Source organism: Streptomyces sp. NPDC048718 (assembly GCF_043198875.1).
In the GTDB taxonomy this organism is placed as follows: Bacteria; Actinomycetota; Actinomycetes; order Streptomycetales; family Streptomycetaceae; genus Streptomyces.
In genome coordinates this window covers 313,269-336,428 of sequence record NZ_JBICVG010000006.1, presented here as the reverse complement: position 1 = coordinate 336,428, position 23,160 = coordinate 313,269, and the positions used below count along the sequence as shown (strand labels likewise).

The following is a 23,160-nucleotide window of genomic DNA, read 5'->3' as shown; positions in this document are numbered from 1 at the left end:
GCGAACGGCCGAGCACGATCGATGCTGTGAGTCCGACTCCGGCACCCCGGAGGAGAACCGAGGCACAAAAGAGAGGCCCACTCCTCAGTCTCCCGAAAGCCGGTACGCCACCTGTCCGAAGCCGACCTGGTCTCCGGGCCGGACCGCCACCGCGCCCACGACGCGGCGGCCGTTCACGGTGGTGCCGTTGGTCGAGCCGAGGTCGCGCAGGACCCAGGTTCCACCCTGGCAGGAGAGTTCGGCGTGCATGCGGGAGACGGTCTCGTGGGTGAGCCGGAGCCCGTTCAGGGGGTCGCGTCCTATGCGCAGCGGGTACGGGCCGGGCGGCGGGAGGAGGAGTTTGGGCAGGCGTTCGGCGTGCCAGGTGCGGCTGAGTTTCGCCGTGAACGCCGACATGCGGCCGACCGCGCCCATCACCCGGCGGCTCCAGCCCGACTCGGTGGCGAGGTCGGAGGTGAGTACGACGAGTTCTTCGGGCCGCCGGGCGGCCAGGACGCGTTCCATCCGGAAGAGGAACGTGTCGTGCGAGAGCCGTCCTTGCGCGACTCCCTCGCGCAGCACCGCGAGCGCCTGTTCCCGCTCGGCGTCGCCGAGGCGGGGGGCACGGTCCGGCGGGGGCGCCGGGAGCGGGTACGGGTGAGGGGTCGTCACGCTCGTGATTGTCCGCCGGAAGGCCCCGAGGTGTCCAGAACGGCCGTCAGGAGCTGTCCGGCGGATCTCGGTCGGGGCCATGACGCCTGGCACGGCCTATCCGCCCCTGATCCACCGGACACCCCCTAAATCGCGTGCCACCCTGCCGCTTCGTTGTTACGGTCGGCCCGCTTCGACCACTTGGAGGACACCCGTATGACCTCACCCGAGTCACCCGACTCGTACACCCGGCACGCCCCGCACGACCCACAAGCCCCGCTTGTCGTACGGCCGCTGGCCGGCCCCGGGGAGTTGGATCTCTTCAACCGTCTCGACTACGTCCTGGACCACGAACTCGCCGACGACCTCGCCACCGGCCGCCGCCGCCCCGAGTGGCTGTGGGTGGCGCTGCGCGGGGAGCGGCTGGTCGGGCGGATCGGCTGGTGGACCGGCCGGCCCGGCGCGGAGCCCCAGTATCTGGACTTCTTCGATCTGGACCCCGCCCTGCCCGCCGGCGAGGCCGCCGCCATCGGGACGCGGCTGCTGGAGACGGCGAGCGCGGCGGTCGTCGGGGACGGCCCGCGCCCCGAGTACGGACGCTACATACCGCCGGACTGGCAGGACGTACCGGAGACGCGTGCGCATCTGGAGACCCTGTTCGGCGTTCTCGCTGCCTCCGGTGCCCGGCCCCTGGTCGAGCGTCTTCGCTTGGAGTGGCGCCGCGAGCCGGCGGCACCCGCGCCCCTGTCCCCGCCCACTCCCGCGTCCGCGTCCACTCCCCCGCCCGCGCCCACCGGCCGACTGGTCTTCCGCCCCGTCCGAGACCGTGAGGATCTGCTCGCGCTCATGACCCCGGTCATGGAGGGCACGCTGGACGCCCACGGCCAGGCCGATCTGGCGTCCGGGCTCTCGCTGCGCGAGGCCGCCGAACTCCACTACGACGACGAGCTGGCGCACTACACGACGCCCCGCTCGTGGTGGCGGATCGCGGAGCTCGCCACGACCGGGGAGCCGGTCGGCTTCGTCGTGCCCGCGCGCAACAACTACCACGCGATCATCGCGTACCTCGGGGTGCTGCCCGCCCACCGCGGCCGGGGCCACATCGACGAGATCCTCGCCGAGGGCACCCGGATCCTCGCCGAGGAGGGCGTGCCGCGGATCCGCGCGGCGACGGACGTCGGCAATGTGCCGATGGCGCGTTCCTTCGCGCGGGCCGGTTACGTCACCTTCGAGCGGCAGATCAATTACGTGTGGGACGCGCCGGAGGTAGCGGGCGGGCAGGGCGACTGACTGCCAGGATGGTCCCGTAGCCGTGGATCGGGCGTGTGGACACGGGCGCGGTCACAGGGGTAATAGGGGCAACAGGTCCACTCGGCCATATGACGACACGACCGAGTGGTCTTCGACCGAACCCGGCGGTTCCGGCGGCTCCGGTGCCCCGGCCCGCCCCCGACCCGCCCCGTGTCCGCGCGCCCTCGACGAGACGAGGGGACCGTCACGTGCTGTTCGAGGTATGGGCGCCACAAGCCCGCGACCGGGTGACGCTGGAGCTGGCCGGTGCCGCGCACCCGCTCACGCGGGACGCCGAGCGGGCCGGCTGGTGGACGGGTACCGCTCCGGCGGCCGACGGCGACCGGTACGGCTTCGCCCTGGACGACGGCCCCGTGCTGCCCGATCCGCGCGCCCGCCGTCTCCCCGACGGCCCGGACGGTCTCGCCGCCGTCGTCGACCACGACACGTACGTCTGGCGGCACGACACCCCGCGGCTACGGCTGCGGGCCGGTGTCGTGTACGAGCTGCACATCGGCACCTTCACTCCCGAGGGCACGCTCGACGCGGCGGCGGCGCGGCTCGGCGAACTGGCGGGGCTCGGGGTCACCCATGTGGAGCTGATGCCGCTGTGCCCGTTCCCGGGAACGCGCGGCTGGGGGTACGACGGGGTCGCGCCATGGGCGGTGCACGAGCCGTACGGCGGGCCGGAGGCGCTGAAGCGGTTCGTGGACGCGGCGCACGGGCTCGGGCTCGGGGTGGTCCTGGACGTGGTGCACAACCACCTGGGCCCGTCCGGCAACCATCTGCCGTCCTTCGGGCCGTACTTCACCGACACCCACACCACGCCCTGGGGTCCGGCGGTGAACCTGGACGCGCCGGGTTCGGACGAGGTCCGGGCGTACTTCCTGGGCAGCGCGCTGGCCTGGCTGCGCGACTACCGGATCGACGGGCTGCGGCTGGACGCCGTGCACGCGCTCGTCGACACCCGGGCGCTCACCTTCCTGGAGGAGCTGTCGGCGGCGGTCGACGAACTCTCCGCCGAGCAGGGCCGCCGGCACTTCCTGGTCGCCGAGTCCGACCGGTGCGACCCGCGGACGACCGCCCCTCGCGGGTCCGGCGGCCTGGGGCTGCACGCCCAGTGGAACGACGACTTCCACCATGCCCTGCACACCGCGCTGACCGGTGAGTCCCAGGGGTATTACGCCGACTTCGCGCGCGCCCCGATGGCCGCGCTGGCGAAGACGCTCACGCGGGTCTTCTTCCACGACGGCACGTACTCGAGCATTCGGGGCCGCAAGCACGGCCGGCCGGTGGACCGGGCGCGTACCTCGGCGCACCGGTTCCTCGGTTACGCCCAGACCCACGACCAGATCGGCAACCGGGCCACCGGCGACCGGCTCTCCGCCACCCTCTCCCCCGGGCTGCTGGCCTGCGCGGCGGCGCTGGTGCTGACCGGTCCGGCGGTGCCGATGCTGTTCATGGGCGAGGAGTGGGGGGCGCGGACGCCGTGGATGTACTTCACCGACCACACCGATCCGCAGCTCGCCGAGGCCGTACGACAGGGGCGGCGGCGGGAGTTCGCGGCGTTCGGCTGGGCGGAGGAAGAGATTCCGGATCCACAGGATCCGGCCACCCGGGACCGCTCCGTGCTCGACCGCGCCGAGCGCGGGCGCGATCCGCACAAGCGGCTGTTGACCTGGCACCGCGAGCTGATCGCGCTGCGCCGTACCCTGCCGGACCTCACCGATCCGGACCTGGCGGCGGTGCGGGTGGCGTACGACGAGGAGGCGCGCTGGCTGGTGTTCCGGCGCGGGGACGTACGGGTGGCGGTGAACCTGGGGGCGAAACCGGCGGAGATCGCGCTCGGTTCGAACGGCCGCGACCGGGTGCTCGCCGCGTGGGAGCGGACGGAGGCACCCGGCCGGGACGGGATGCTGCGGCTGCCGGCGGAGTCGGCGGCGGTCTTCACGGACGGGTGACGGGCGGTGGCTGCCGGCGTCTTGCGGTGCCGGTCCCGCGGTCCGCCTCCCCCGCTGTGCGACTACTCGACGAGGGCCATCTCGCGCGGGGTGTTGTTGAAGCGGCGGCCGGTACCGTCCTCCGTCAAGGTCACGATGTCCTCGATGCGCACGCCGAAGCGGCCGGGCAGATAGACGCCCGGCTCGATGGAGAAGCACATGCCGGGGACGATCGGCCGCTCCTCGCCCTCGATCATGTACGGGGGTTCGTGCGTGGTGACGCCGATGCCGTGGCCGGTGCGGTGGATGAAGTACTCGCCGTAGCCCGCGTCGGCGATCACCCGGCGCGCGGCCCGGTCCACGTCCTGGCAGGCGGCCCCGGTCCGGACCGCCTCGAACCCGGCCTGCTGCGCTTCCCGTACGAGGTCGTGGACGCGCCGCTCCTCGGCGGTGGGCTCGCCGACGTGGACGGTACGGGTGGTGTCGGAGCCGTAGCCGTGCTTGAGGCCGCCGAAGTCGAGGACGACCATGTCGCCGTGCTCGATCGTCCGGTCGCCGGCCTCGTGGTGCGGGTTGGCGCCGTTGGGGCCGGAGCCGACGACGGTGAAGTCGACCTGGGAGTGCCCGAAGCCCAGCAGTAGGGCGGCCAGGTCGGCGGCGACGTCGCTCTCCTTCCGGCCGGCGAAGCGGACCTTCAGGATCTCGCCGTACGTCCGGTCGGCGGCGGCCCCGGCGGCGGCGATCCGGGCCAGTTCGTGGGTGTCCTTGACGGCGCGGAGCATCGGCAGGGAATCGGTGAGCGCGGTGTACGAGGTCCCCGGCAGGGCCTGCTGGAGGCCGAGCAGGTGCAGGGCCCAGGCGTTGTCGCTGACGCCGAAGCGGCCGGAGGCGTCGAGCAGGGGCGCGGTGACGGCGTACGGGTCCTTGCCGTCGGTCCAGTCGCGCAGGGTGAGCGCGGCGGCGCCGGCGGCCTTCGCCGCGTCCGGGGCCTCCAGGGTGGGGACGACGAGGACGGGGTCCCGGCCGGGGACGAGGACGAGGACGGTGAGCCGTTCGGTGCTCGCGGTCGGCTGGTAGCCGGTGAGGTACGTGAGGTCGGGGCCGGGTGCGACGAGCAGTCCGGCGAGTCCGGCCGCGGCGGCGGATTCGGCGGCGCGGGCCATCCGGGCCCGGTAGTCGTCGGCGGTGAAGGGGGCGGGGGCGCTCTCGGGATCCTCGGGGGTGGTGCTCCGGGGCTCGGGGCTCTGGGTCATGGGTGATCTCCTCCTCGACGTACAGCATCCTGCCCCGGGGCGGCAGCGTCCCGCGACCGCGCGCGGGCGGACCGGCGGACGGTCACTGGACAGTCGTCGTGCGGACGCCGGAACCGCCGTCCGGCGGGAGCCGCGGCGGCACCCGGCCGGCGCCCTCCTCGCCGTCCGGGCCCACGCCCCGGCACCGTCAGAAGACGGGTTCCCGGCAGATGCCTTCCGGGTCCTCTCTGGCCGTCTCCGCGAACTCGCGGAAGCTCAGGTTGGCGATGATCAGGTTCGCGTTCATCTCGTGGACGACGGGCGGCGTGACGCGGAACGACCCGGCCCACTCCTCGAAGTGTTCAGGGTCCTCGGCGTGATCCTCGCTCAGCAAGGACAGGGCCAGCAGTGTCATGGGAGTGCCCGTCATCGTGACGCCGTCGGCGAGATACGCCTCGTGGTCCTGTTCCCCGGCCGAGGAGGCCATCGCGAGCATCCGATCGGGAGTCACACCCGCCCACGCCGGATCGTCGACGATGTGGAGGTACGACTCGTAGTCGTCGCCCCATTTCTCCGGGAGCTTCCTCAACTCCGCCAACACCGCCTCCCACGCCTGGTCGTCGGAATAGTCCGTCCTCACGATCAGCGCGGCGTCGGCGTCCCGCTCGACCGGCCACTCCACACCGTCACTCATGTCCCCGCCCCTCCACCCGCGCGTCCGCCGCGCTGTCGAGCACTGTCCGCTCACGCTAGGGGGCGGCACTGACAATCCGGTGATCAGCCGTGTGAAGCCGGGGCAGGGGCAGGGGCCGGGGCCGGGGCTTACGCGTGGGCCGGACGTACGCCGGACCACTGCTCGGCACCGTATGCCTCGAAGCGCTCGACCTCCGTGAAGCCGAGCTTCGACGCGAGACGCATCGCGCGGGCGTTGGCGGTCTGGGTGCGGAGGGTCACCGGTTCGCCGGGAAGTGCGGCGGCCAGCCACGCGAGTGCCGCTTCGCTCGCTTCGGCGGCGTAACCGTTTCCCCATGCCTGCGGAAGGAGCAGGAAGCCGAGTTCGACCGGCCCGGCGGTCGCAGGGGTGTGCCCCGGACGCTCCTCGCGTTCCTGACCCTCGCCGGGCTCCGCGTCGCGCCGGTCGAGGGTGACCGCGCCGATCATCTCACCGTCGAGGTCGATCACGAAGAAGCCGGGGCGCTGTCCGGGCGTCTCGGGCATCACGCGCGCGAGGTGGTCGCGCGGCTGGGCGCCGCCTATGTAGGTGCCCACCTCGGGCGACGCGAACAGATCGACGAACGCCGCCCGGTCCCGGGCCTCGGCTGCCCGGAGCACGAGCCGCTCGGTGCGGAGGGGGACGGGTGGCCAGGCGACGGGGCCGAGATCGGTCGTGGCAGTCATGGCGGTCACCATAGCCCCGCTTGGCCCCGTGCCGAGGTCCGCTGCCCGAGCTCCGCTACCCGGGGTCCCGGACGATGAGGCGTTCGAGCAGATCCTGGAACTCGTCGCCGACGACGATCCTCAACTGGCCGTCGTCCTCGCTGTGTTCGCTGAGCTGGGTGAGGGTGCCGGAGTGCCACCAGAAGACGTACGGGCTGATGGCACCGGGGGTGTCCTCGTATCCGGAGGCGGCGAAGGAGGCCATGGCGCCGAGGGCGGGGACGATGGTGGTGTCGCGGATGACGTGGAAGGCGAGCTGGTGCCGGAAGGGCAGGGCGACGAGCGCGCCATCGGGGGTGAGCGGGCGGCCGGTGACGCGACGGACGACGGCATCGAGGTCCAGGACGCGGCTGGCGGTGTAGAAGGAGTCGCCGAGGATGACCTCGAAGCTCATGCCGTCGGCGTCCTTGACGGTCTCGTGGCCTTCGAGGGGCAGTCCGCGCAGGTTGTCGAGCGCCCGGGCGCGCAGCCGGGCCGGGTCGCCGAGCCGTTCGAGTGCCTCGTCGGTGAGGGTCATGACGCTCTCTGGCAGGTCGAGCGCCAGGACTTCGTAGAGCCCGGGGGCGACGCTGCGGGCGTAGCCGAACGCGCCGGGGTCGATGCCCTCGCCGCTGACGACACGGGGGTAGAGCTGGGAGCGGATCTGCTCGGGCGGCAGGGTGTCGAGGGCGGAGGGCCCTTCGAGGGCGCGGACCACGAGTCCGACGTGACGGTTGACGAGCTGATGCCAGACACGGGGGCCGCGCGGGTCGTGATGGCAGACGGCGGCGAGATTGGCCAGCCCGAAGCGGCGGCCCGAGTCGTCCGTCACATGGTCGGCGTAGACGGTGACCTCCAGTCCGAGTTCGGCGAAGGTCTCCCGGACCCGGCTGCGGAAGAGCGCGGCCTCGCGCTCGGAGAAGTACGTGAACTCCGGGTCCCGTGGCGCGCCTTCGCCATCCCGTCGGGGTCCTCGCCGGAACCACCCCACGTCGTCCCGCCTTTCGTCGGCCGTTCTCGCCAGGTTACCCACCCGCCTGGGGCGCGGACGGCGCATTGGCGGCGCGCTCCGGTCAACCCGGGGGCCGTACGGACGGGTTGGCCGCCCGGGGGCGCCTCGCCACGCGCGTCGACACGGGCCCGCACGCCGAAGGCGCCGGGGCGCGCGTGTCCGTCTCGCGCCCGGAGACCGGACATCAGTTCATCAGGTAGTCGCCCACGGACCGGCTCACCCGGCGCGGGGACTCTCCGAGCCGTTCCTCAGCGGGACATCCCGGCCGTGCGTCCCGGCCTCAGGTCTCGGCCGCACCTCGTATGCCCTAATCCGGCTCAACGGCGGCCGGTTGCCGCGAAGTCCACGCCGACGGGGGCAGGACGCGGATCGACCGGCCGGGGAAGTCGAGGTTGCGGAAGATCTCGTTGTGGTGGGCGAGGGAGACGTCCGGCGCGGCGTAGGGGCCGTCGTCCTCGCGTACGGAGGTGGTGTGGCCGTCCTCGACGAGTACGAGGCCGGCCGGGAGCCATCGGTAGTCTGCCCGGCATGACCTTTCCCTGGAAGACCGGCGCCGCGGCGTTCGAGCGGATCCTGGACCGGCACACGGCCGCCCCGGGCGGCGGTGTCATGGCGGCGGCGTGGGCCGCCTTCGAGGAGTTCGCTCAGGTTCCGGTCGAGGGGCTCGCCGGCCTTGAGGACGACGGGGACGACAAGGACGGCTTCATCGTCGAGTGGGGAGCCTGGAGCTGGAACGGGTATCGCCCCGCGCTGACCCTCGGCCGGCAACTGACCGTCGAAGGGGACGGCCACCCGGACGATCTCCAGCTCTGGATGGTGGAGTTCCAGGCGGTCTTCGCCGAGAATCCCGCCTGGGCGGGTCTGCTCGGTTCCGACGGCGGCGGAGACACCGGCTTCGACTTCGCTCCCCTCGGCAGCCCGCGAGCGGAGGCCCTCGCGGACACCCGCCGTTTCATCGACGGGCACCCGGTGCTGAGCGTGATGTGGCGCTCGACTCCGGTCGAGACCGGCGTCAGCCTCGGCCGGGCCGACTAGCACTCTGACCGGGAAGGTCCACCGGGTTGGTGGTCGTCCCCTCGGCACCGCAGCCTGACCAACCGTGAACGCCGGCTCCTGAACGCCGAAGGGACAAGTTCAGGAGGGGGAGGAAAGCGGCGGAAGGACGACTCGGGTCAGGAGGCGGACGGCTCGATCTCCCCCGCGAAGACGATGACCTGGTCGATGAGGCTCCGCCGCAGATGGACGACGTCCGTTCCCGCCAGGCGGGGGCCTCCCTCAGGCATGGTGAAGACCCACTGGTACCGGGCCCATTCGTCAGGCATGTCCACCGCCGAGCAGCGCACCATCGTGCCGGTCCCCGCCGGGTGGTGCCGGATGTCCAGCACGAACCGCTCGACCGCCGCGATTCCTTCGCTGCGGCCCAACGGTCCCCAGAAGACCACGTCCGAGGTCAGGGCCTGGGAGAGCAGGTCGGTCACATAGTTGTCGTCCGAGGCGTTGAACGCGGAGATGAATGTGTCGATCGCGGAGCGTGCGGTCTCTTCCTGCATGCCTCAGTAATACCAGCCGGTTCGCGTGCGCTCGGCCCCCGAGCCGCCTGCCGGTCACGGTGAACCATCCCGGCCGCAGCACCGCGCTGGATGCCGTCCGACGGCTCCTGAGGGTACGGCGTCGGTGGGCGCACCCACCGGCGCCGGATCGGCCGCCCCACCACCGCGCGCCTCACCCACCGTGAACCCGCCCACCGCACGTCCCACCCGCTGTGCCCGTCGTGTCAGACAGGGAACCGGAGGGGGATCAAGCCCGTGGCGCGGGCGCGGCCGAGTACGGCGGACAGCGAGGCCGCTCGGCCGCGTCCGAAGCCGGGGACCACCACGACCCGGGTGAAGTAGTCGTACGCCCAGTCCTCACCGCCGCGGACGGGGTCGACGTCCGACCCCGTGACCGTGCCCCGCAGCAGCCATCCCGGGCCTTCCCGCCCCAGCATCCGCACGTCCGTGTCGGTGCGGCGGCCTTCGTAGGACTCGGCGGCCAGGGCGCACCGGACCTCGGTCCCGCCCGGTCCTGGCCGCTCCCAGGCGGTGCCGCCCCGGTCCTCGACGCCCTCGATCAGCTCGGCCCGCACGGCCGCCCAGCGCACGTCGGGGCCTCGGTACGCCTGGAGTTGCAGCGCCGATGCCTCGTGGAGCACCGTGGCCGCCAGCAGGCGGGCGGGAACTCCCCCGCTCTCCAGCCTGACTTCGATTCCCGGCCCCTGCGGTATCCGCAGCCCGCCGAGATCCAGCATGTCGGTTTCCGGCATCGGTTCCCCCCGTCGCCTCGCGCACCGGCCCGCCGCGCTCTGCCGAGGCTAACCGCCGGAGCTGGAGGCGGCCAGGGACGGGACGACACGGAACGGCGGCGGAACGGAGACGGAACAACGACCGAGCCGGAGGAGTGGAACGGGGTAAAGGAGGTGAAGTAGCCGTAGGAGCAAGGCCGTTCCTACGCCGGGGTCCACCGCGCCGGGATACCCGGCCTGTTCGCCGACATGCGCGCGGGCGACCAGGTCTGGCGCGGAGAGATCGGTCCGATCAGTTCAATCAGTCCGATCAATGGATGTCGTTACCGGGGTGGGTCTCGTCGTACGCGTGCCGCGCCTCGGCGATGACGGCTCGGTGCGCGAGCGACCAGTCGGCGAGCGCCTTCACCAGATGGGTGAGACCGGCTCCGGTCTCGGTCAGGCGGTAGTCGACCTGCGCCGGGACGGTCGGGTACACGGTACGCAGGACGAGTCCGTCACGTTCGAGCCTGCGGACGGTCAGGGTGAGCATGCGCTGCGAGATGCCGTCGATCGCCCGCTGGAGTTCGCGGAACCGGCGCGGCCCGCCCGCGAGTTCGACGATCACGAGCACCGACCACTTGTCGCCGATGCGGTCCAGGACATCACGGATGCCGCAGTCGGGGTGGTCTTCGCGCCCGCAGGCCTCCAGTTCGGCGGGCGCGGTCACCCCGGCATCGGCGAGGACGGCCACCCCGGCGTCGGTAGGGACGATGACACCCGCATCGGCGGGGGTGGTTACTTCGGTGTGCGTGAGTGACATCAAACTGCCTTCTTGTCGTCGGGGTTCACGCGTTCGAGGATCAAGCGTAGTTACCGAAGAGAACCACGACGGAAGACGCGATTGACATGATCTTGGTGACAGGAGCGAACGGGCACCTCGGCTCGGCCACCCTCGCGGCGCTGCGCGCCCGAGGCGCCGACGCGACGGGCGGCAGCCGCACACCGGGCGAGGGGACCCGGCGTCTCGACTTCGACGACCCCGCGAGCCTCGATCTCACCGGAGTGGCGACCCTGGTCCTGGTCTCCGCCGGGTACGGAGAGGACGACCTGGTCGTGGCGCGGCACGCGGCGGTCCTGGACGCCGCCGTGCGCGACGGCGTCGGTCATGTCGTCTACACGAGCCTGACCACGGCCGGCGACCACCTCGCCTTCGCCCCGGCCCACCGCGCCACCGAGCGCCTGGTCCGGGCGAGCGGACTGCCATGGACGATCCTGCGCAACGGCCTGTACGCCGAACTCTTCGGCGGCCTGCTGATGTGGGCGGGGACGGACGCGGGCGCGGGCACGGGCGTGGAGTCCGCGTTCGGGGACGGCGCCCTGACGGCGGTCGCGCGGGAGGACCTCGCCGAGGCCGCGGCGGTCGTCGCGGAGGATCCGGCCCGGCACGACGGCCGGGTCTACGACCTCGTCGGCACGCCGATCACGGCGGACCAGGTGGCGGCCCGGCTCGGGGTCCCGCACCGCTCCATCGGCCTGGGCGAGTACCGGGGCAGGCTCCTCGACGAGGCGTCGGGGCTGCTGCCGTTCCAGCCGCCCATGCTCGTCTCGATCGCCACCGCCGTCCGGCACGGCTTCCTGGACGGCAGCACGTCCGACCTCACGGATCTCCTCGGCCGCCCGGCCCGCGACCCGCTGGCCGTGGCAGTCGCTGCCGCGTCCGCCACCCGCCCGGGGGCGGACGGGTAGTCAGCGCCCCATGCCGTGGGTCGGCGGCGGAGGCGGCAGGGGACGGGGCCGGGAGAGCTGCGCGGCCTTGCGCCGGGCCGCTTCGAAGCCCAGGACCGCGTTGCCGTTCTCGCGCCAGACCTGGGCGCCGCACCACACGCCGATCAGCCGGAACTGCTTCAGGGCGGGCCCGTACAGCATCGATCGCAGCATGGCGTGCGCCAGCAGATGGCGCAGGTAGGGCAGGCGCTCGTCGTCGGGCTCGACCGTGTCGAGCGTGGCCGCGATCCGCTTCAGCCGGCTCCGCGTCATGGGGGTGACGGGCGGCAGCAGGCCGGCCGGGCGGTCGGCCAGTTCGCTCAGCGCGTGCAGATAGATCCCGGCGAGCGGGCTGCCGGGCGGGGCCTTGCGGACCGCCTCACGGCCGAACCGCATCATCTCCCGGTCGCTGCCGAACCACTTGGCGCACCAGTACTGGAGCGCCTGCCAGTGCCCCTCGTAGTGGTACGGCGCGCGGGCGACGAGTCCGTCCCAGAGCGGCCTGAACCGGGCGTGGTCGTACTTCGCCCCTCGCGCCGCCGTGATCATGACGACCCAGGGGCCCGGGTTGGCGGGGTCGAGCAGCGCGGCCCGCCGCGCCTCCTCGATCGCGGCCGGAAGCAGGGAAACGAATTGATTCATGGCCGAGGCGCTGACCTCGTGGGCGTACCCGCGGCCCCGGATCTTCCAGGCGCGGTGGACCATCAGGCTCGCGTGCAGGGTGGCCGCGTCGCAGTCGCCGGGCTCGGCGGCGCGCCAGGCGTCCAGCCAGGCGTCGTCCTCCGCGGCGACGTGCCGCAGGATCTCCAGCCGGCTCCAGCGCTCGTCCCAGTCCTCGCCCGCCGCCCGGACGTACCGCGCGGCGGACTGCCAGTGCCCTGCCCACGCGGCGTCGGCGACGGCCTGCCGCTCCTTCATCCGGTGGGGCGGCGGGGGCGGACCGGGGTGCTCCGGGTCGAGCAGTTCGCGAGGCGGCAGACCGTAGGCGGCCGCCTCGAAGACCTGCTTGTCGGCGCGGGCCGGTCTGAGGAACAAGTGGTAGAGCACGGGGAGGGACGCGCCGAATACGACGACGAGGACGAAGGTGATCACAGCGGGGAATCCTCTCCGAAACGATCACCCTCCGCAATACCTCAAGCCAGGGAAAACTCCTGGTCAGAGTGGGTCCGGGCGACCGTTCCCGCGACCGGGACGACGGTCACCTGTCCGACACCGCCCCATCGCTTCCACCACTCGCGCCGCGTCCGTCACAGCCGTCACAGCCGCCGCTCCCGCCGCTCCCGCCGCTCTCGCCGCGTCCGTCGCGTCACGGCATGGGGACGACGCGATGGGCGCGGGCCCTGCCGCGCGCCACCAGGCGGGCGTTGGGCTCGTCGGAGTCGGCGACCCAGCGTTCGGCGTACGCCGGGTCCTTGCCGAAGCGGATGTGCCGCGCGACGAGCCGGGCGACCCGGGTGCGGTCGTCGAGATCCGTGTACCAGGCCTCGTCGAGCAGAGGCAGTACGGCGGCCCAGCGGCCCTCGTCGTGCAGGAGGTAGTTCCCCTCGGTGATCACCAGCGGGATCTCCGGCGATACGGGGATCGCCCCGGCCACCGGCTCCTCCAAGTCCCGGTCGAAGGCGGGCGCGTACACGGTGACGCCGGGTTCGGCGGCACGCAGCCGGGTGAGCAGAGTGGTGTAACCGGCGGCGTCGAAGGTGTCGGGCGCGCCCTTCCGGCTCGCGCGGCCGAGGCGTTCCAGTTCGGCCTGGGCGAGGTGGAAGCCGTCCATGGGTACGAGGACGGCCGCGCCGTCGAGTCGCGCGACGAGTGCGGCGGCGAGCGTCGACTTCCCGGCGCCGGGCGGCCCCGCGATACCGAGCACGCGCCGCCGGCCGTCCCGGGCAAGCTCCCGGGTCCGCTCGACGAGGGGTTCGAGTCGTCCGTCCATGCCCGCCATTGTCACCGACCGGCCCTCGGCCCGAGGCCCGCGCCGGCCACGACCTCCATCCCGCACCCGGCTTCGTCCCCGGCCCGCCCCCGGCCCGGAATTCCGTGGCCGGCGCCCGGGGCCCGCCGGTAGCGTCGCGTCTCCACCCCCGTACACACGAGCACGTCAGAGAAAGACCGCGAGCATGTCCAGCAGGCCCACGACCAGCACCGCAAGCCCCATGACCGCCGCGAGCACCGCGAGCACCACCACTCTCTGGCGTCCCACGGGACCCGAGGAGCTGAAGCTCGTGCGCGCTTCCGGATGGCGGGCGTGGCCGCCGCGGCTGCCGGAGCAGCCGATCTTCTATCCGGTCCTGAACGAGGACTACGCGATCCGGATCGCGCGGGACTGGAACGTCCCGCACAGCGGCGTCGGTTACGTGACCCGCTTCGAGGTCGAGAGCGACTTCCTGTCCCGCTACCCCGTGCGACAGGCCGGGGGCGAGACGATTCTGGAGCTGTGGGTACCGGCGGAGGAACTGGACGAGTTCAACGCGCACATCGTCGGCACGATCGAGGTCGTCCGCGAGTTCCGCTGAGCCGACAGGCGGGGACCGGTCCGACGGCGGGGGGGGGCGGCCAGGAGCAGAGCGCGTGGCGGGAAGCGTCACGACCCCCGCCTGTCCACTCCCCCCTCTCCCCCTGCCGCCCGACTGCCTGCCCAGCGCCGGTCTCTCGGCGGAGGCAGCCTCCGCCTCCCTTATCCTCCCCGCATGGCGAATTGGCGACGATCTCTGGCGAACGCGTTCTGGGCTTGGGACAAGTCCCTGGGCGGGCAGCGGCGTCCCACCACGATCCAGAAATGGGTGGCCCGCCACCCGATCGGCACCGGCCTCTGTGTCGCGGTGCCCGCCACCCTTGTCCTCTTGCTGCTGGCGCGCGAGGACGAACCGCGTGATCCCCTGTTCGCCGTGATCTTCGGGCTGCTCCTGGGGCTTGTCTATGGCCTCACGGCCGTCTCGGAGCGGCTTCGGCAGCGCCGGCTCAAGCGCCTGGGGATCTGGAACGGATCGTGAGGTCGAGCGAGTGAGCCGCCCCGCGGCCGGCTCCCGCGCTCAGAGCGGTGCGAGGCGGCGCTGCAGGAGGCAGAATTCATTGCCCTCGGGGTCCGTCAGCACATGCCACGAGGCCGACTCGCCCTGGCCGATGTCGACCGGCTTCGCGCCGAGGGCGAGCAGTCGCTCCAGTTCGGCGTCCTGATCGCGGTCGGTGGCGTTGACGTCGAAGTGCAGACGGAGCTTGCCCGCGCGCGGGGCGTCGTTGCGGAGAAAGAGGAGCGTGGGCTGCGGGCCGCCGAACCCGGCGTCGGACGGACCGATTTCGATGAGGACGTCTCCCTCACGGTCGATCTCGACGAAGCCGAGCACCTCGCTCCAGAAGGCGGCGAGACGCTCGGGGTCGACGCATTCGATGACCAGTTCACTGATACGGCATGCCATGCGCCGCAGTGTAGGGGGACAACGGACCTGCCCCTCAAGATTTTTCACGCGCGCCCGAGGTCGACAGGGGTCGGCACCCCGCGCCCCCTTTCCCATGCCCCCACGCCCCGCACACGCCGGAAACTCCCGAGCCCCTCCCAACACCCCGAAAACTCCAAGGCATTGGAGGCGGCACTGTCCGGGGACAACGGCGGCACCCTCGTTGGACGCGGCACGGCCCCGGTCACGCGTCCCGCCCTGCGGCGTCGGGAGCCGGCCGTGAGGTCCGTACACGGCCTGCCGCCCAGAAGGCGAACAGCCCCGCCAGATAGATCAGCAGGGCCGCCAGGGGGATGCCCGCCGGCCCCGCGCCCTGGAAGCCTCCGATGGTGAGCCGGATGATGCCGACGCTGCTCGCGGCCGTGCCGACCAGTGTCAGGGCGACGGCGAGACGCCCCGCGGTTCCACCGGCGCCGGGGGCCATCCGGCCGGCGGAACGGGGGGCGGCAGAGGTGGCGGTACGGGTCCCCGTCGCCCTCTTGCGGCGCGGACGTTCGAAACGTACGAACACCGTGACGAAGCCCGCGAGCAGCAGGGCGCAGATCGCCACCCACACCGGCCGCCAGGCGAACCAGCTCGCCGACCCGACCTCCGGTCGGGGCATGATGCCGGTCGGGTAGAGCGCGAGCGCGGCCACGAGCACCGGGACCATGTGCCACAGGAACAGCGTCATGATCCCCGCGTTGACGGCGATCACCGTCATCCAGACCCGTTCGCGACGCAGCCAGGCGCGCAACGGCTCGGCGAGCAGCAGGGCCAGACCGGTCTGGGCCACGGCCAGGGAGAGCAGCGCGATCGTCGGCGGCGAGGTGTTCTGCAGCTCGGCCCCGGGCACGCCGACCATGCTGACCGGATACGGCCCGATCGTCGTCAGTACGACCAGCGCGGCCGACCCACCGAGGAACAGCAGCCAGGGCCGGGCGGAGCGGGTCAGGGTGCCGTCGCGCCAGGCGAAGCCGAGTTGGGGAAGGGTCAGCCAGACGAGCAGATAGTTGGCGGCGGCCAGGCCGGCGTCGCCTGTGCTCAGCCGCAGGACGTCGAAGCCCGCGGCGGCCGCGGTGAGAACCGCCGGAACGGCCAGGCCCCAGCGCCGGTGGGCGGCCAGCATCGCCGGGGTCACGGCGACGACCACCAGATAGACGGCGAGGAACCACAGCGAGATGGCCACCACCCAGGCGGCCAGCCGCACCAGCCCCGGATCGGCGCCCGCCAGCCGGGCGATCGCGGAGGCGGCGACCCCGATCACGATGAACACCGTCGTCGGCCGCAGCAGCCGCTGCGCGCGCGACCCCATCCAGGCGGCGTATCCGTCCCCGCGCCCGCGGGCCGAGGTCCAGGACGCGGCGTTGGCGTAGCCGCCGACCAGGAAGAAGATCCCCATCACCTGGAACACCCAGGTGAGCCACCGTGTCCAGGGCTGGACGGCGAGCATGTGCTCGCCGTCCAGCCGGCCGTCCTGGAAGGTGATCACCACGGCGAGCCAGTGGCCGATCACCACCATGACGATGGCGAACGCCCGGAGGAAGTCGACACAGCGATCACGGCGCGCGGGAGTAGCGGCGGCGAGCTCCCGAATCCGCACCCGGTCCTCACTCTCTCGCACGACCGCACGTCCGCACGACCGCACGTCCGCACGGCCGCCGGGCCCGCTGGCCCGTCCTCCCCGGCCTCCCCGGCCTCCGGGCGCGTCACCACACCGGGAACCTGTCCTAGAGAAGTGAACGCACCCTGGCATGTCACCGCAATCCGGCCAAGCGTCCGGCCCACGCCCTGGACGCGTCGTATCCGTACCCACGCCCGTGCATCCCTGTCCGACCCACGTCCGCACCCACGTCCGGAAGCCGGCGAGGAGCCTCGCACATACGGCCGCAGCGGATCGTGCGCGTCTCGATCTCGCCGGAGACTGGCACCATGCGCACGTACGAGAGTCCGTCCTCGATCCGGATCGCTCCCCAGGAACAGCTGGCCGACACGGTGTTCCGGAGCGACCGGGCGAAAGCCGTCCTGTTCGACCGGCCGACGGGCAGCGGCTGGGAGCCCGTGACGGCCGCGCGGTTCGCGAGCGATGTGCACTCCCTCGCGGCGGGATTCCTCGCCGCCGGGATCCGGACCGGCGACAGGGTCGCCCTGCTGGCCGCGACCAGCTACGAGTGGACCGTGACCGACTACGCCCTGTGGACGGTCGGGGCCGTGCCGGTGCCGGTCTACGACACCGCCTCGGCCGAGCAGATCCAATGGGTGCTGGAGGATTCGCAGGCCGTCGCGACCGTGGTCGAGACATCGGACCACCGCCGCCGGATGGCGGACATCCAGGTGGATCTTCCCGGGCTGCGGCAGGTGTGGCAGATCGACGCCGGCGACCTCGCCCGGCTGCGACGGGAGGGCGAGGGGGTTCCCGGCTCCCGGGTCGACGAGCGCCGCGACGCGGTCCGCGCGGACGACACCGCCACCATCAACTACACCTCCGGAACCACCGGCCGCCCCAAGGGGTGCGTCCTCACCCACGCCAACCTGCTCCACGACGCCCGTGCCTCGATCGAGGCACTGCGGGAGATCTTCGGCCGCGACGCCTCGACCGTGCTATTCCTGCCGCTGGCGCACGTGTTCGCCCGGGTGATCCAGGTGGCCTGTGTCGAGCACGGCGTACGGCTGGCCCACACGTCCGACGTCGCCCGGCTGCCGGACCACCTGGCGGCGCTGCGGCCGACGTTCATCCTGTCGGTGCCCAGGGTGCTGGAGAAGGTCTACGCCCGTGCGCGGCAGCGCGCCGAGGAGCAGGGCCGAGGCGGCGTCTTCCGGCGTGCCGAGCGGGTCGCCGTCCGCTACAGCCAGGCGCTGGACCGCAAACGCCCCAGCCTGCGACTGACGCTGGCCCACCGCCTGTTCGACCGGCTGGTCTACCGCAAGCTGCGGGCGGCGCTCGGCGGACGGGTCACCCATGCCATCAGCGGCGGCGCTCCGCTCGGCACCCGGCTCGGCCACTTCTACCGGGGCATCGGCGTGACCGTGCTGGAGGGGTACGGCCTGACCGAGACCAGCGCCGCCGCCACCGTCAACACGCCTTTCGCGATCAAGATCGGTTCGGTGGGGAAGCCGTTGCCCGGCGTCACGGTCCGCATCGCCGAGGACGGCGAGATCCTGCTCCGCGGCCCCGTGGTCTTCCCGGGCTACTGGCGAAACGAGCAGGTCACGAAGGAGACCCTGACCGCCGATGGCTGGCTGTACACCGGCGATGTCGGCACCCTGGACGACAACGGGTTCCTGACCATCTCGGGCCGCAAGAAGGAGCTCATCGTCACCGCCGGAGGCAAGAACGTCCTGCCCGCGGAGCTGGAGGACCGGCTGCGCGCCCACCCTCTGATCAGCCAGGTGGTGGCCGTCGGCGACCAGCGTCCGTTCATCGCCGGCCTGATCACGCTCGACGAGGAGGGGCTGGCGGCCTGGAAGAAGAGCGCCGGCAAGCCGGCGTCCGCCACCCCCGCGCAGCTCCGCGACGACCCCGCCCTGATCGCCCAGGTGCAGCAGGCGGTCGACGAGGTCAACGCGACCGTCAGCCGGGCCGAGCGGATGCGCAGATTCAGAGTCCTGCCCGGTGACCTGACCGAGGCGCACGGCTATCTCACCCCGACCTTGAAGGTCCGGCGCGCCCGGGTACTCAAGGACTTCGCCGCGGATGTCGAAGCGCTGTACCGGGCATGATCCCGCGTCGGCACCAGGGGTCTCGTGACCCCGGGGCCAGCGAAGCCCGTGGGGCACGCGGGGCCGGTGGGGCGCACGGGGCCGGCAAAGCGCACGGAGTCGGTGGGGCACGCGGGGCCGGTGGGGCGCACGGGGCCGGCAAAGCGCACGGAGCCGGTGGCGCTCTGGACCGGCTGGTGCGGGCCACGCCGGAGACCCGGGACCGTGTCGTCGACGCCGCCCGCGTGCTCAGCATCGTGGTGGTCACCCTGTGGCACTGGACGCTGTCGGTCACCTACCGCAACGCTGACGGCGTCCTCGTCATGTCCAACCCGATCGACGCCGTCCCCGGTGGATGGCTGGCCACCTGGGTTCTGCAGATCATGCCGGTGTTCTTCCTGGTCGGCGGCTACGCGAACCTGGCCGGCTGGCAGCGGACACAGGCGAACAAGGATCCCGCCGGCCGGTTCGTCACCGACCGGCTCCGCAGACTGTCGGTGCCCACCGCCGTCTGGGCGGGGGTATGGCTGGCCGGCGAGCTGATCGCCGCGGCCCTGCCGGGGCCCCACCGCTGGATGTGGCAGTGGTTCCCCGGTTACCTGACGCCCTTGTGGTTTCTCGGGGTGTACGGCCTGCTGATCGTCGCCGTACCGGTGACGGCTTCCCTGCACGCCCGCCACGCCGTCGGCACCCTGGCCGCGCTCGTCGTACTGATCGCCGTCGGCAGTGTGCTCGGCCGAGGCGTCGGGCTGGAGTGGGCCGACTGGGTCACCCTCGCGCTGGTGTGGCTGTTCTGTCACCAACTCGGCTACGCCTGGCGCACCTGGAACCCCGGCCGGCGGCCGTTGGTCCAGCGGCTGGCGGTCACCGGGGCCGGTCTGCTGGCCTTGATCGTGCTGACGGTCTTCGCCGGGTACCCCCGCTCGATGGTCGGTACGGTGGGCGACACCGAGTCGAACATTTTCCCGACCAACGCGGCCATCGCGGCGCTCGCCGTCTTCCAGCTCGGGCTACTGGCCCTGATCACCCCGGCCACGGCACGCCTCCTGCGCCACCCCCGTGTGTGGAAGCCCGTGGTGGCGCTCAACCTGGTAGCGATCACCGTGTTCCTGTGGCACATGACCGCCTATGTCGTCACGGTGTGGATCTACGAGGGTCTGGGCCACACGCTCCTGGCCGAGCCGACCGCCCAGTGGTGGGAGCAGCGCTGGTTCTGGCTGCCGGCCCCCCTGGCCGTACTCGTCGCTCTGGTCGCTGTGTTCGCCCCGGTCGAGTTCAAGGTCCGGCGCCGCGGGAGAAGGTCCGCGGGCGGCAAGTGACGATCGCCTTCGGTCTGACCAACACAGCCGGCAGCCGCGTCGCCCTCGCGATCGGGTGACAAGCCGGGGCGGCCCGCCAAGCACCCGGTCAGCGGTCAGCGGTCAGGGGTCAGGGGTCAGGGACCCTGTACTCCCTACTCCGCGCTCCGCCCTGTCCGGCCCCGTACGTCGCGAAGGCGGCGCCTACACGCCCGTGGTGCCGTCGATACGTTCGCGCAGCAGGTCGGCGTGGCCGTTGTGGCGGGCGTACTCCTCGATCATGTGGACGTGGATCCAGCGGAGGCTGACGTCCTGCCCCTGGAAGCGGCCGGTGTCGGTGAGGGCGCGGCCGGCGCAGCACGCGCGGGCGCGGTCGATCTCCGCGCGCCAAGTCGCGAGAGCCTGGCCCAGGGTGGCGCCCTCGACCGGCTCGAAGCCACCGTCGGGGCCGTCCGGGTCGGCCGCCGGGTCATGGATCGGCGGGGCGTCCTCGCCGGCGAAGACCCGCCGGTACCAGTTCCGTTCCACCTCCGCCATGTGCCGGACGAGTCCGGTCAGGGTGAGTCCGGACGGTGGAGCGGACGCGAGGGCGGCCTGCCGGTCGTCCAGGCCCTCGCACTTCAGGGCGAGGGTGGCGCGGTGGAAGTCGAGCCAGCTTTCGAGCGTGGTGCGCTCGTCGGCGTTCAGTGGCGGTAGGGGGCGATCGACGGTGCTCATCGGCCGATTGTCGCCGGTGGCCAACAGTCATGCCACTCTTCCCACTTCCCGGCCTCAACCTTCAACTCGACTTTGCTTGCCCTTTGTTGACCATAGATCCGAACCACAAGAGGCCAACACACTCCAGACGGCCCGTCATATCCATTAGCCGAGGTCAGAGGCCACTTGTTAACCTCCCGGCGTCTGATCATCGGTCGGACACATTTCCAGGGGAGGGATTCACTCATGTCTGGACGACTCGCAAGACGGGGCATGCTGCTGGGCAGCTGCCTCGCCGCGGTGGTGGGGGCCGCCGCACCCGGTACGGCGTACGCGGCGGGGGCGGCGAACATTCCGCCCACCGTGAAGAACCTTCAGACCGAGGGCAGAGACTGCCTGACCGACGCCGAGCCGATGTACCTCAGGCAGCGACCGACGCTCTCCGCCGAGTTCACGGACCCGGACGCCAACGGCTCCGGCACTGCCGAGTTCGAGATCTGGTGGACGGACACGGACGGCGCCGAGCAGCGCCGCACTCTCTCCGCGCAGTGGCCCCTGAACGGGCGCCGCGGCCTCCCGGTGAACTTCGACCTCCCGGCCGACACCGTCATCTCCTGGCGAGTCCGGGCCAATGACGGCATCGCGAACTCCGAGTGGAGCCCGGCAGGTCCCGGCGCGGCCTGCCGCTTCGTCTACGACGACCAGGCCCCGGAGACCCCCGTCGTCACCTCGTCGGACTTTCCCGAGGAGACGTACTGGGGCGCCGGGGTCGGTATCTACGGCAGCTTCACCGTGGACTCGCCTTCCCCGGACGTCGTCGAGTACCGGTACACGTTCAACGGTGGCTCCTCCGGCTCCGTTCGCCCCGCTGAGATGGGCGGTCCGGCCACCATTCGTTACGTCCCGCTGAGCAGCGGCACCAAGGTCCTCGCCGTGAGCGCGCTCGACCGCGCCGGACAGCAAAGCGCGCCCCGGAACTACACGTTCATCCCGAAGTCCGCGAGCGCTCCGGTCTCCCAGTGGAAGCTCGCGGACCCGGCCGGCTCCACCACGGCCGCGGCCGAGACGGGCCAGGCGGCCCGCGCCGGAAGCGGTGTGACCTTCGGCGCCTCCGCGCCCGCGGGCACCCCGCTCACCGCCACGGCCACCCTGGACGGCAGCGACCACGGTTACCTCACCACCGACACCCCGGCGGTCGACAGCGGCCGGACCTTCGGCGTCGGCGCGTGGGTGCGTCCGGCGGAGACCGGCCGCTCCATGACCGTGCTCAGCCAGGACACGGCGACCGGCTCGGCGTACTCCCTCGGCCTGGACAGCGCGGCGGACGGCTCCGCCGCCTGGTCCTTCGCCCTCGGTGACGCGAAGGTCTCCGGCGGTACGCCGAAGGCCGGCAAGTGGTCCTACGTGCTCGGCGTCTACGACACCGAGACCGGCAAGGCCCAGCTCTTCGTCGACGGCTGGGAGACCGGCACCAAGGCCGAGGCCGCTCCGGTCGCGGCCGACGGCGCCTTCCAGATCGGCCGACTCCAGGGCAAGGACGGCTACCAGCAGCGCTGGCACGGTGAGATCGGTGACGTCCGCGCCTACGATCGGCTGGTCGTCCCGGACGAGGTGACCTCGCTGGCCCAGCGGAAGAGCAAGGAGCTCGGCCACTGGTCGTTCGTCACGTCCGAGGACGGCACCACGCCCGAGCGCAATGGCGGCGCGCCGCTGCGGCTCGCCACGGGCGCGACGGTCCACGGGATTCCCGGGAACGGCTGCTCCGACTGCGCCTGGCCGCTGGAGGGCGACGGTGATCTGAAGCTGGACGGCGAGCGCGGGTACGCGGTCCTCGACAAGCCCGTCGTGGACACCAGTGACAGCTTCACCCTCGGTGTCGTCGCCTGGATCGATCCCGACGACGCCACCCGGCCCATGACCGTCCTCTCCCAGGCCGGTGAGCACACCGACGCGTTCAAGCTGCGCTACGACCCGAAGGCATACGCCTGGCAGTTGGTCATGCCGGTGCGGGACGAGGTGGGCGCACCGGAGACGGTCGTCTCCCAGATCACCAGCCCCGACGGCGCGAGCGGGCACGGCACCAAGCTCGCCGTCGTCTACGACGACGCGGCCGGCACGGTCACGCTGTACATCGACGGCTACACGAACGCCGGCGGCACCGCCCGCGTCGCCCAGGGCTGGACGAGCAACGGCCCGCTCCAGGTGGGCCGGGCTCGCACGGCCGACGGCACCGACGGCGCCGACGGCTGGGGCGAGTACCTGAAGGGTCACGTCGACGAACTTCAGGCCTACTCCGGGGCCCTGACGGAACACGAGATCCGGTTCCTGGGCTCCGAGTGGTAGTTCGCGCCCAGTAGCGCTGGCGGCTCTCGCGGCGCAGGAAGCCCCGGTAGCCCCGGCGCCGCCGGAGGGCCGAGCCGATCCCGAAAGAGGGAGCACGGGGCGCCCGTACGCGTCGGCCTCCTGGCCCGTGGCCGGAAGACCTCGCAGTC

The 23,160-nt window shown here is 72.2% G+C and carries 22 protein-coding genes and 1 pseudogene; 9 read left to right on the top strand and 14 right to left on the bottom strand.

The features are described from left to right. Window positions 1-84: 84 nt before the first annotated feature. Entirely contained in the window at window positions 85-651 is a 567-nt protein-coding gene (locus ACGFRB_RS14220) for a DUF1707 and FHA domain-containing protein (protein WP_361224341.1), read from the bottom strand. 195 nt (window positions 652-846) lie between these two features. On the opposite strand from ACGFRB_RS14220, the gene ACGFRB_RS14215 reads away from it, so the two are divergent. Together ACGFRB_RS14215 and treZ are read left to right on the top strand one after the other, a co-directional pair. After that, window positions 847-1,920 (top strand): GNAT family N-acetyltransferase, encoded by a 1,074-nt coding sequence (locus ACGFRB_RS14215; RefSeq protein ID WP_393242936.1) that lies wholly within the window; start codon window positions 847-849, stop codon window positions 1,918-1,920. Window positions 1,921-2,129: 209 nt separating this feature from the next. Then, window positions 2,130-3,881, top strand: a complete 1,752-nt coding sequence (gene treZ, locus ACGFRB_RS14210; protein ID WP_393242934.1) for a malto-oligosyltrehalose trehalohydrolase — start codon at window positions 2,130-2,132, stop codon at window positions 3,879-3,881. 62 nt (window positions 3,882-3,943) lie between these two features. Here the strand turns inward: treZ and ACGFRB_RS14205 are convergent, their stop codons facing one another. The 5 genes and pseudogenes from ACGFRB_RS14205 to ACGFRB_RS14185 form a co-directional block, all read right to left on the bottom strand. Beyond that, window positions 3,944-5,113, bottom strand: a complete 1,170-nt coding sequence (locus tag ACGFRB_RS14205) for a M24 family metallopeptidase (RefSeq protein ID WP_393242932.1) — start codon at window positions 5,111-5,113, stop codon at window positions 3,944-3,946. A gap of 187 nt (window positions 5,114-5,300) precedes the next feature. Beyond that, window positions 5,301-5,786, bottom strand: a complete 486-nt coding sequence (locus ACGFRB_RS14200; protein ID WP_393242930.1) for a DUF6924 domain-containing protein — start codon at window positions 5,784-5,786, stop codon at window positions 5,301-5,303. Between the two features lie 128 nt (window positions 5,787-5,914). Next, window positions 5,915-6,490, bottom strand: a complete 576-nt coding sequence (locus ACGFRB_RS14195; RefSeq protein ID WP_393242928.1) for a GNAT family N-acetyltransferase — start codon at window positions 6,488-6,490, stop codon at window positions 5,915-5,917. A gap of 55 nt (window positions 6,491-6,545) precedes the next feature. Continuing rightward, window positions 6,546-7,499 carry a hypothetical protein gene (locus tag ACGFRB_RS14190; RefSeq protein WP_363007562.1) on the bottom strand — a complete coding sequence of 318 codons (954 nt, stop codon included), beginning with the start codon at window positions 7,497-7,499 and terminating at the stop codon, window positions 6,546-6,548. 338 nt (window positions 7,500-7,837) lie between these two features. After that, window positions 7,838-8,016 (bottom strand): annotated as a pseudogene (locus ACGFRB_RS14185) (cysteine hydrolase); the annotation flags it as partial. 32 nt (window positions 8,017-8,048) lie between these two features. On the opposite strand from ACGFRB_RS14185, the gene ACGFRB_RS14180 reads away from it, so the two are divergent. Continuing rightward, a complete protein-coding gene (locus ACGFRB_RS14180) occupies window positions 8,049-8,555 on the top strand; it encodes a hypothetical protein (RefSeq protein WP_393242926.1) in 507 nt (168 codons plus the stop codon). Window positions 8,556-8,692: 137 nt separating this feature from the next. On the opposite strand, the gene ACGFRB_RS14175 is transcribed toward ACGFRB_RS14180, so the two are convergent. From ACGFRB_RS14175 to ACGFRB_RS14165, 3 genes are all read right to left on the bottom strand, one after another. Then, window positions 8,693-9,070 (bottom strand): nuclear transport factor 2 family protein, encoded by a 378-nt coding sequence (locus ACGFRB_RS14175; RefSeq protein ID WP_363007566.1) that lies wholly within the window; start codon window positions 9,068-9,070, stop codon window positions 8,693-8,695. A 224-nt stretch (window positions 9,071-9,294) separates the two neighbouring features. Further along, entirely contained in the window at window positions 9,295-9,822 is a 528-nt protein-coding gene (locus ACGFRB_RS14170) for a DUF3710 domain-containing protein (RefSeq protein ID WP_393242924.1), read from the bottom strand. 289 nt (window positions 9,823-10,111) lie between these two features. Then, on the bottom strand, window positions 10,112-10,603 hold the full coding sequence (locus ACGFRB_RS14165) for a helix-turn-helix domain-containing protein (RefSeq protein ID WP_363007570.1): 492 nt from the start codon (window positions 10,601-10,603) through the stop codon (window positions 10,112-10,114). Between the two features lie 86 nt (window positions 10,604-10,689). Here ACGFRB_RS14165 and ACGFRB_RS14160 point away from each other — a divergent pair, with 86 nt between their 5' ends. Continuing rightward, a complete protein-coding gene (locus ACGFRB_RS14160; RefSeq protein ID WP_393242922.1) occupies window positions 10,690-11,529 on the top strand; it encodes an NmrA family NAD(P)-binding protein in 840 nt (279 codons plus the stop codon). Here ACGFRB_RS14160 and ACGFRB_RS14155 read toward each other — a convergent pair whose 3' ends face one another. Beyond that, complete coding sequence (locus ACGFRB_RS14155; protein ID WP_393242920.1) at window positions 11,530-12,639, bottom strand: hypothetical protein; 1,110 nt, start codon at window positions 12,637-12,639, stop codon at window positions 11,530-11,532. A gap of 214 nt (window positions 12,640-12,853) precedes the next feature. After that, a complete protein-coding gene (locus ACGFRB_RS14150; RefSeq protein WP_393242918.1) occupies window positions 12,854-13,477 on the bottom strand; it encodes a nucleoside/nucleotide kinase family protein in 624 nt (207 codons plus the stop codon). Between the two features lie 220 nt (window positions 13,478-13,697). Between ACGFRB_RS14150 and ACGFRB_RS14145 the strand changes: the two genes are divergently transcribed. Continuing rightward, window positions 13,698-14,057, top strand: coding sequence for a hypothetical protein (locus ACGFRB_RS14145; RefSeq protein ID WP_393243120.1), 360 nt, complete (start codon window positions 13,698-13,700; stop codon window positions 14,055-14,057). Window positions 14,058-14,231: 174 nt separating this feature from the next. Continuing rightward, window positions 14,232-14,534: a hypothetical protein gene (locus ACGFRB_RS14140; protein WP_393242916.1), complete on the top strand. Its 303-nt coding sequence runs from the start codon at window positions 14,232-14,234 to the stop codon at window positions 14,532-14,534. A 39-nt stretch (window positions 14,535-14,573) separates the two neighbouring features. On the opposite strand, the gene ACGFRB_RS14135 is transcribed toward ACGFRB_RS14140, so the two are convergent. Continuing rightward, the gene (locus ACGFRB_RS14135) at window positions 14,574-14,957 is read right to left on the bottom strand and encodes a VOC family protein (protein WP_363007580.1); all 384 of its coding nucleotides are present in this window, start codon (window positions 14,955-14,957) and stop codon (window positions 14,574-14,576) included. 223 nt (window positions 14,958-15,180) lie between these two features. Next, complete coding sequence (locus ACGFRB_RS14130; RefSeq protein ID WP_393242914.1) at window positions 15,181-16,578, bottom strand: acyltransferase; 1,398 nt, start codon at window positions 16,576-16,578, stop codon at window positions 15,181-15,183. A 329-nt stretch (window positions 16,579-16,907) separates the two neighbouring features. Between ACGFRB_RS14130 and ACGFRB_RS14125 the strand changes: the two genes are divergently transcribed. Both ACGFRB_RS14125 and ACGFRB_RS14120 read left to right on the top strand, forming a co-directional pair. Next, complete coding sequence (locus ACGFRB_RS14125; RefSeq protein WP_393242912.1) at window positions 16,908-18,695, top strand: AMP-dependent synthetase/ligase; 1,788 nt, start codon at window positions 16,908-16,910, stop codon at window positions 18,693-18,695. A gap of 176 nt (window positions 18,696-18,871) precedes the next feature. Then, on the top strand, window positions 18,872-19,993 hold the full coding sequence (locus ACGFRB_RS14120) for an acyltransferase (protein ID WP_393242910.1): 1,122 nt from the start codon (window positions 18,872-18,874) through the stop codon (window positions 19,991-19,993). A gap of 183 nt (window positions 19,994-20,176) precedes the next feature. On the opposite strand, the gene ACGFRB_RS14115 is transcribed toward ACGFRB_RS14120, so the two are convergent. After that, a complete protein-coding gene (locus tag ACGFRB_RS14115) occupies window positions 20,177-20,689 on the bottom strand; it encodes a DinB family protein (RefSeq protein WP_393242908.1) in 513 nt (170 codons plus the stop codon). A 225-nt stretch (window positions 20,690-20,914) separates the two neighbouring features. Between ACGFRB_RS14115 and ACGFRB_RS14110 the strand changes: the two genes are divergently transcribed. Then, window positions 20,915-23,011 (top strand): LamG domain-containing protein, encoded by a 2,097-nt coding sequence (locus tag ACGFRB_RS14110; protein WP_393242906.1) that lies wholly within the window; start codon window positions 20,915-20,917, stop codon window positions 23,009-23,011. Window positions 23,012-23,160: the final 149 nt, after the last annotated feature.

Coding starts and splice junctions, on each gene's coding strand:
- ACGFRB_RS14140 (WP_393242916.1), top strand. CDS start 14,232: ATGGCGAATTGGCGACGATCTCTGGCGAACGCGTTCTGGGCTTGGGAC.
- ACGFRB_RS14195 (WP_393242928.1), bottom strand. CDS start 6,490: ATGACTGCCACGACCGATCTCGGCCCCGTCGCCTGGCCACCCGTCCCC.
- ACGFRB_RS14215 (WP_393242936.1), top strand. CDS start 847: ATGACCTCACCCGAGTCACCCGACTCGTACACCCGGCACGCCCCGCAC.
- ACGFRB_RS14205 (WP_393242932.1), bottom strand. CDS start 5,113: ATGACCCAGAGCCCCGAGCCCCGGAGCACCACCCCCGAGGATCCCGAG.
- ACGFRB_RS14200 (WP_393242930.1), bottom strand. CDS start 5,786: ATGAGTGACGGTGTGGAGTGGCCGGTCGAGCGGGACGCCGACGCCGCG.
- ACGFRB_RS14115 (WP_393242908.1), bottom strand. CDS start 20,689: ATGAGCACCGTCGATCGCCCCCTACCGCCACTGAACGCCGACGAGCGC.
- ACGFRB_RS14110 (WP_393242906.1), top strand. CDS start 20,915: ATGTCTGGACGACTCGCAAGACGGGGCATGCTGCTGGGCAGCTGCCTC.
- ACGFRB_RS14125 (WP_393242912.1), top strand. CDS start 16,908: ATGCGCACGTACGAGAGTCCGTCCTCGATCCGGATCGCTCCCCAGGAA.
- ACGFRB_RS14170 (WP_393242924.1), bottom strand. CDS start 9,822: ATGCCGGAAACCGACATGCTGGATCTCGGCGGGCTGCGGATACCGCAG.
- ACGFRB_RS14165 (WP_363007570.1), bottom strand. CDS start 10,603: ATGTCACTCACGCACACCGAAGTAACCACCCCCGCCGATGCGGGTGTC.
- ACGFRB_RS14180 (WP_393242926.1), top strand. CDS start 8,049: ATGACCTTTCCCTGGAAGACCGGCGCCGCGGCGTTCGAGCGGATCCTG.
- ACGFRB_RS14135 (WP_363007580.1), bottom strand. CDS start 14,957: ATGGCATGCCGTATCAGTGAACTGGTCATCGAATGCGTCGACCCCGAG.
- ACGFRB_RS14160 (WP_393242922.1), top strand. CDS start 10,690: ATGATCTTGGTGACAGGAGCGAACGGGCACCTCGGCTCGGCCACCCTC.
- ACGFRB_RS14150 (WP_393242918.1), bottom strand. CDS start 13,477: ATGGACGGACGACTCGAACCCCTCGTCGAGCGGACCCGGGAGCTTGCC.
- ACGFRB_RS14175 (WP_363007566.1), bottom strand. CDS start 9,070: ATGCAGGAAGAGACCGCACGCTCCGCGATCGACACATTCATCTCCGCG.
- ACGFRB_RS14145 (WP_393243120.1), top strand. CDS start 13,698: ATGACCGCCGCGAGCACCGCGAGCACCACCACTCTCTGGCGTCCCACG.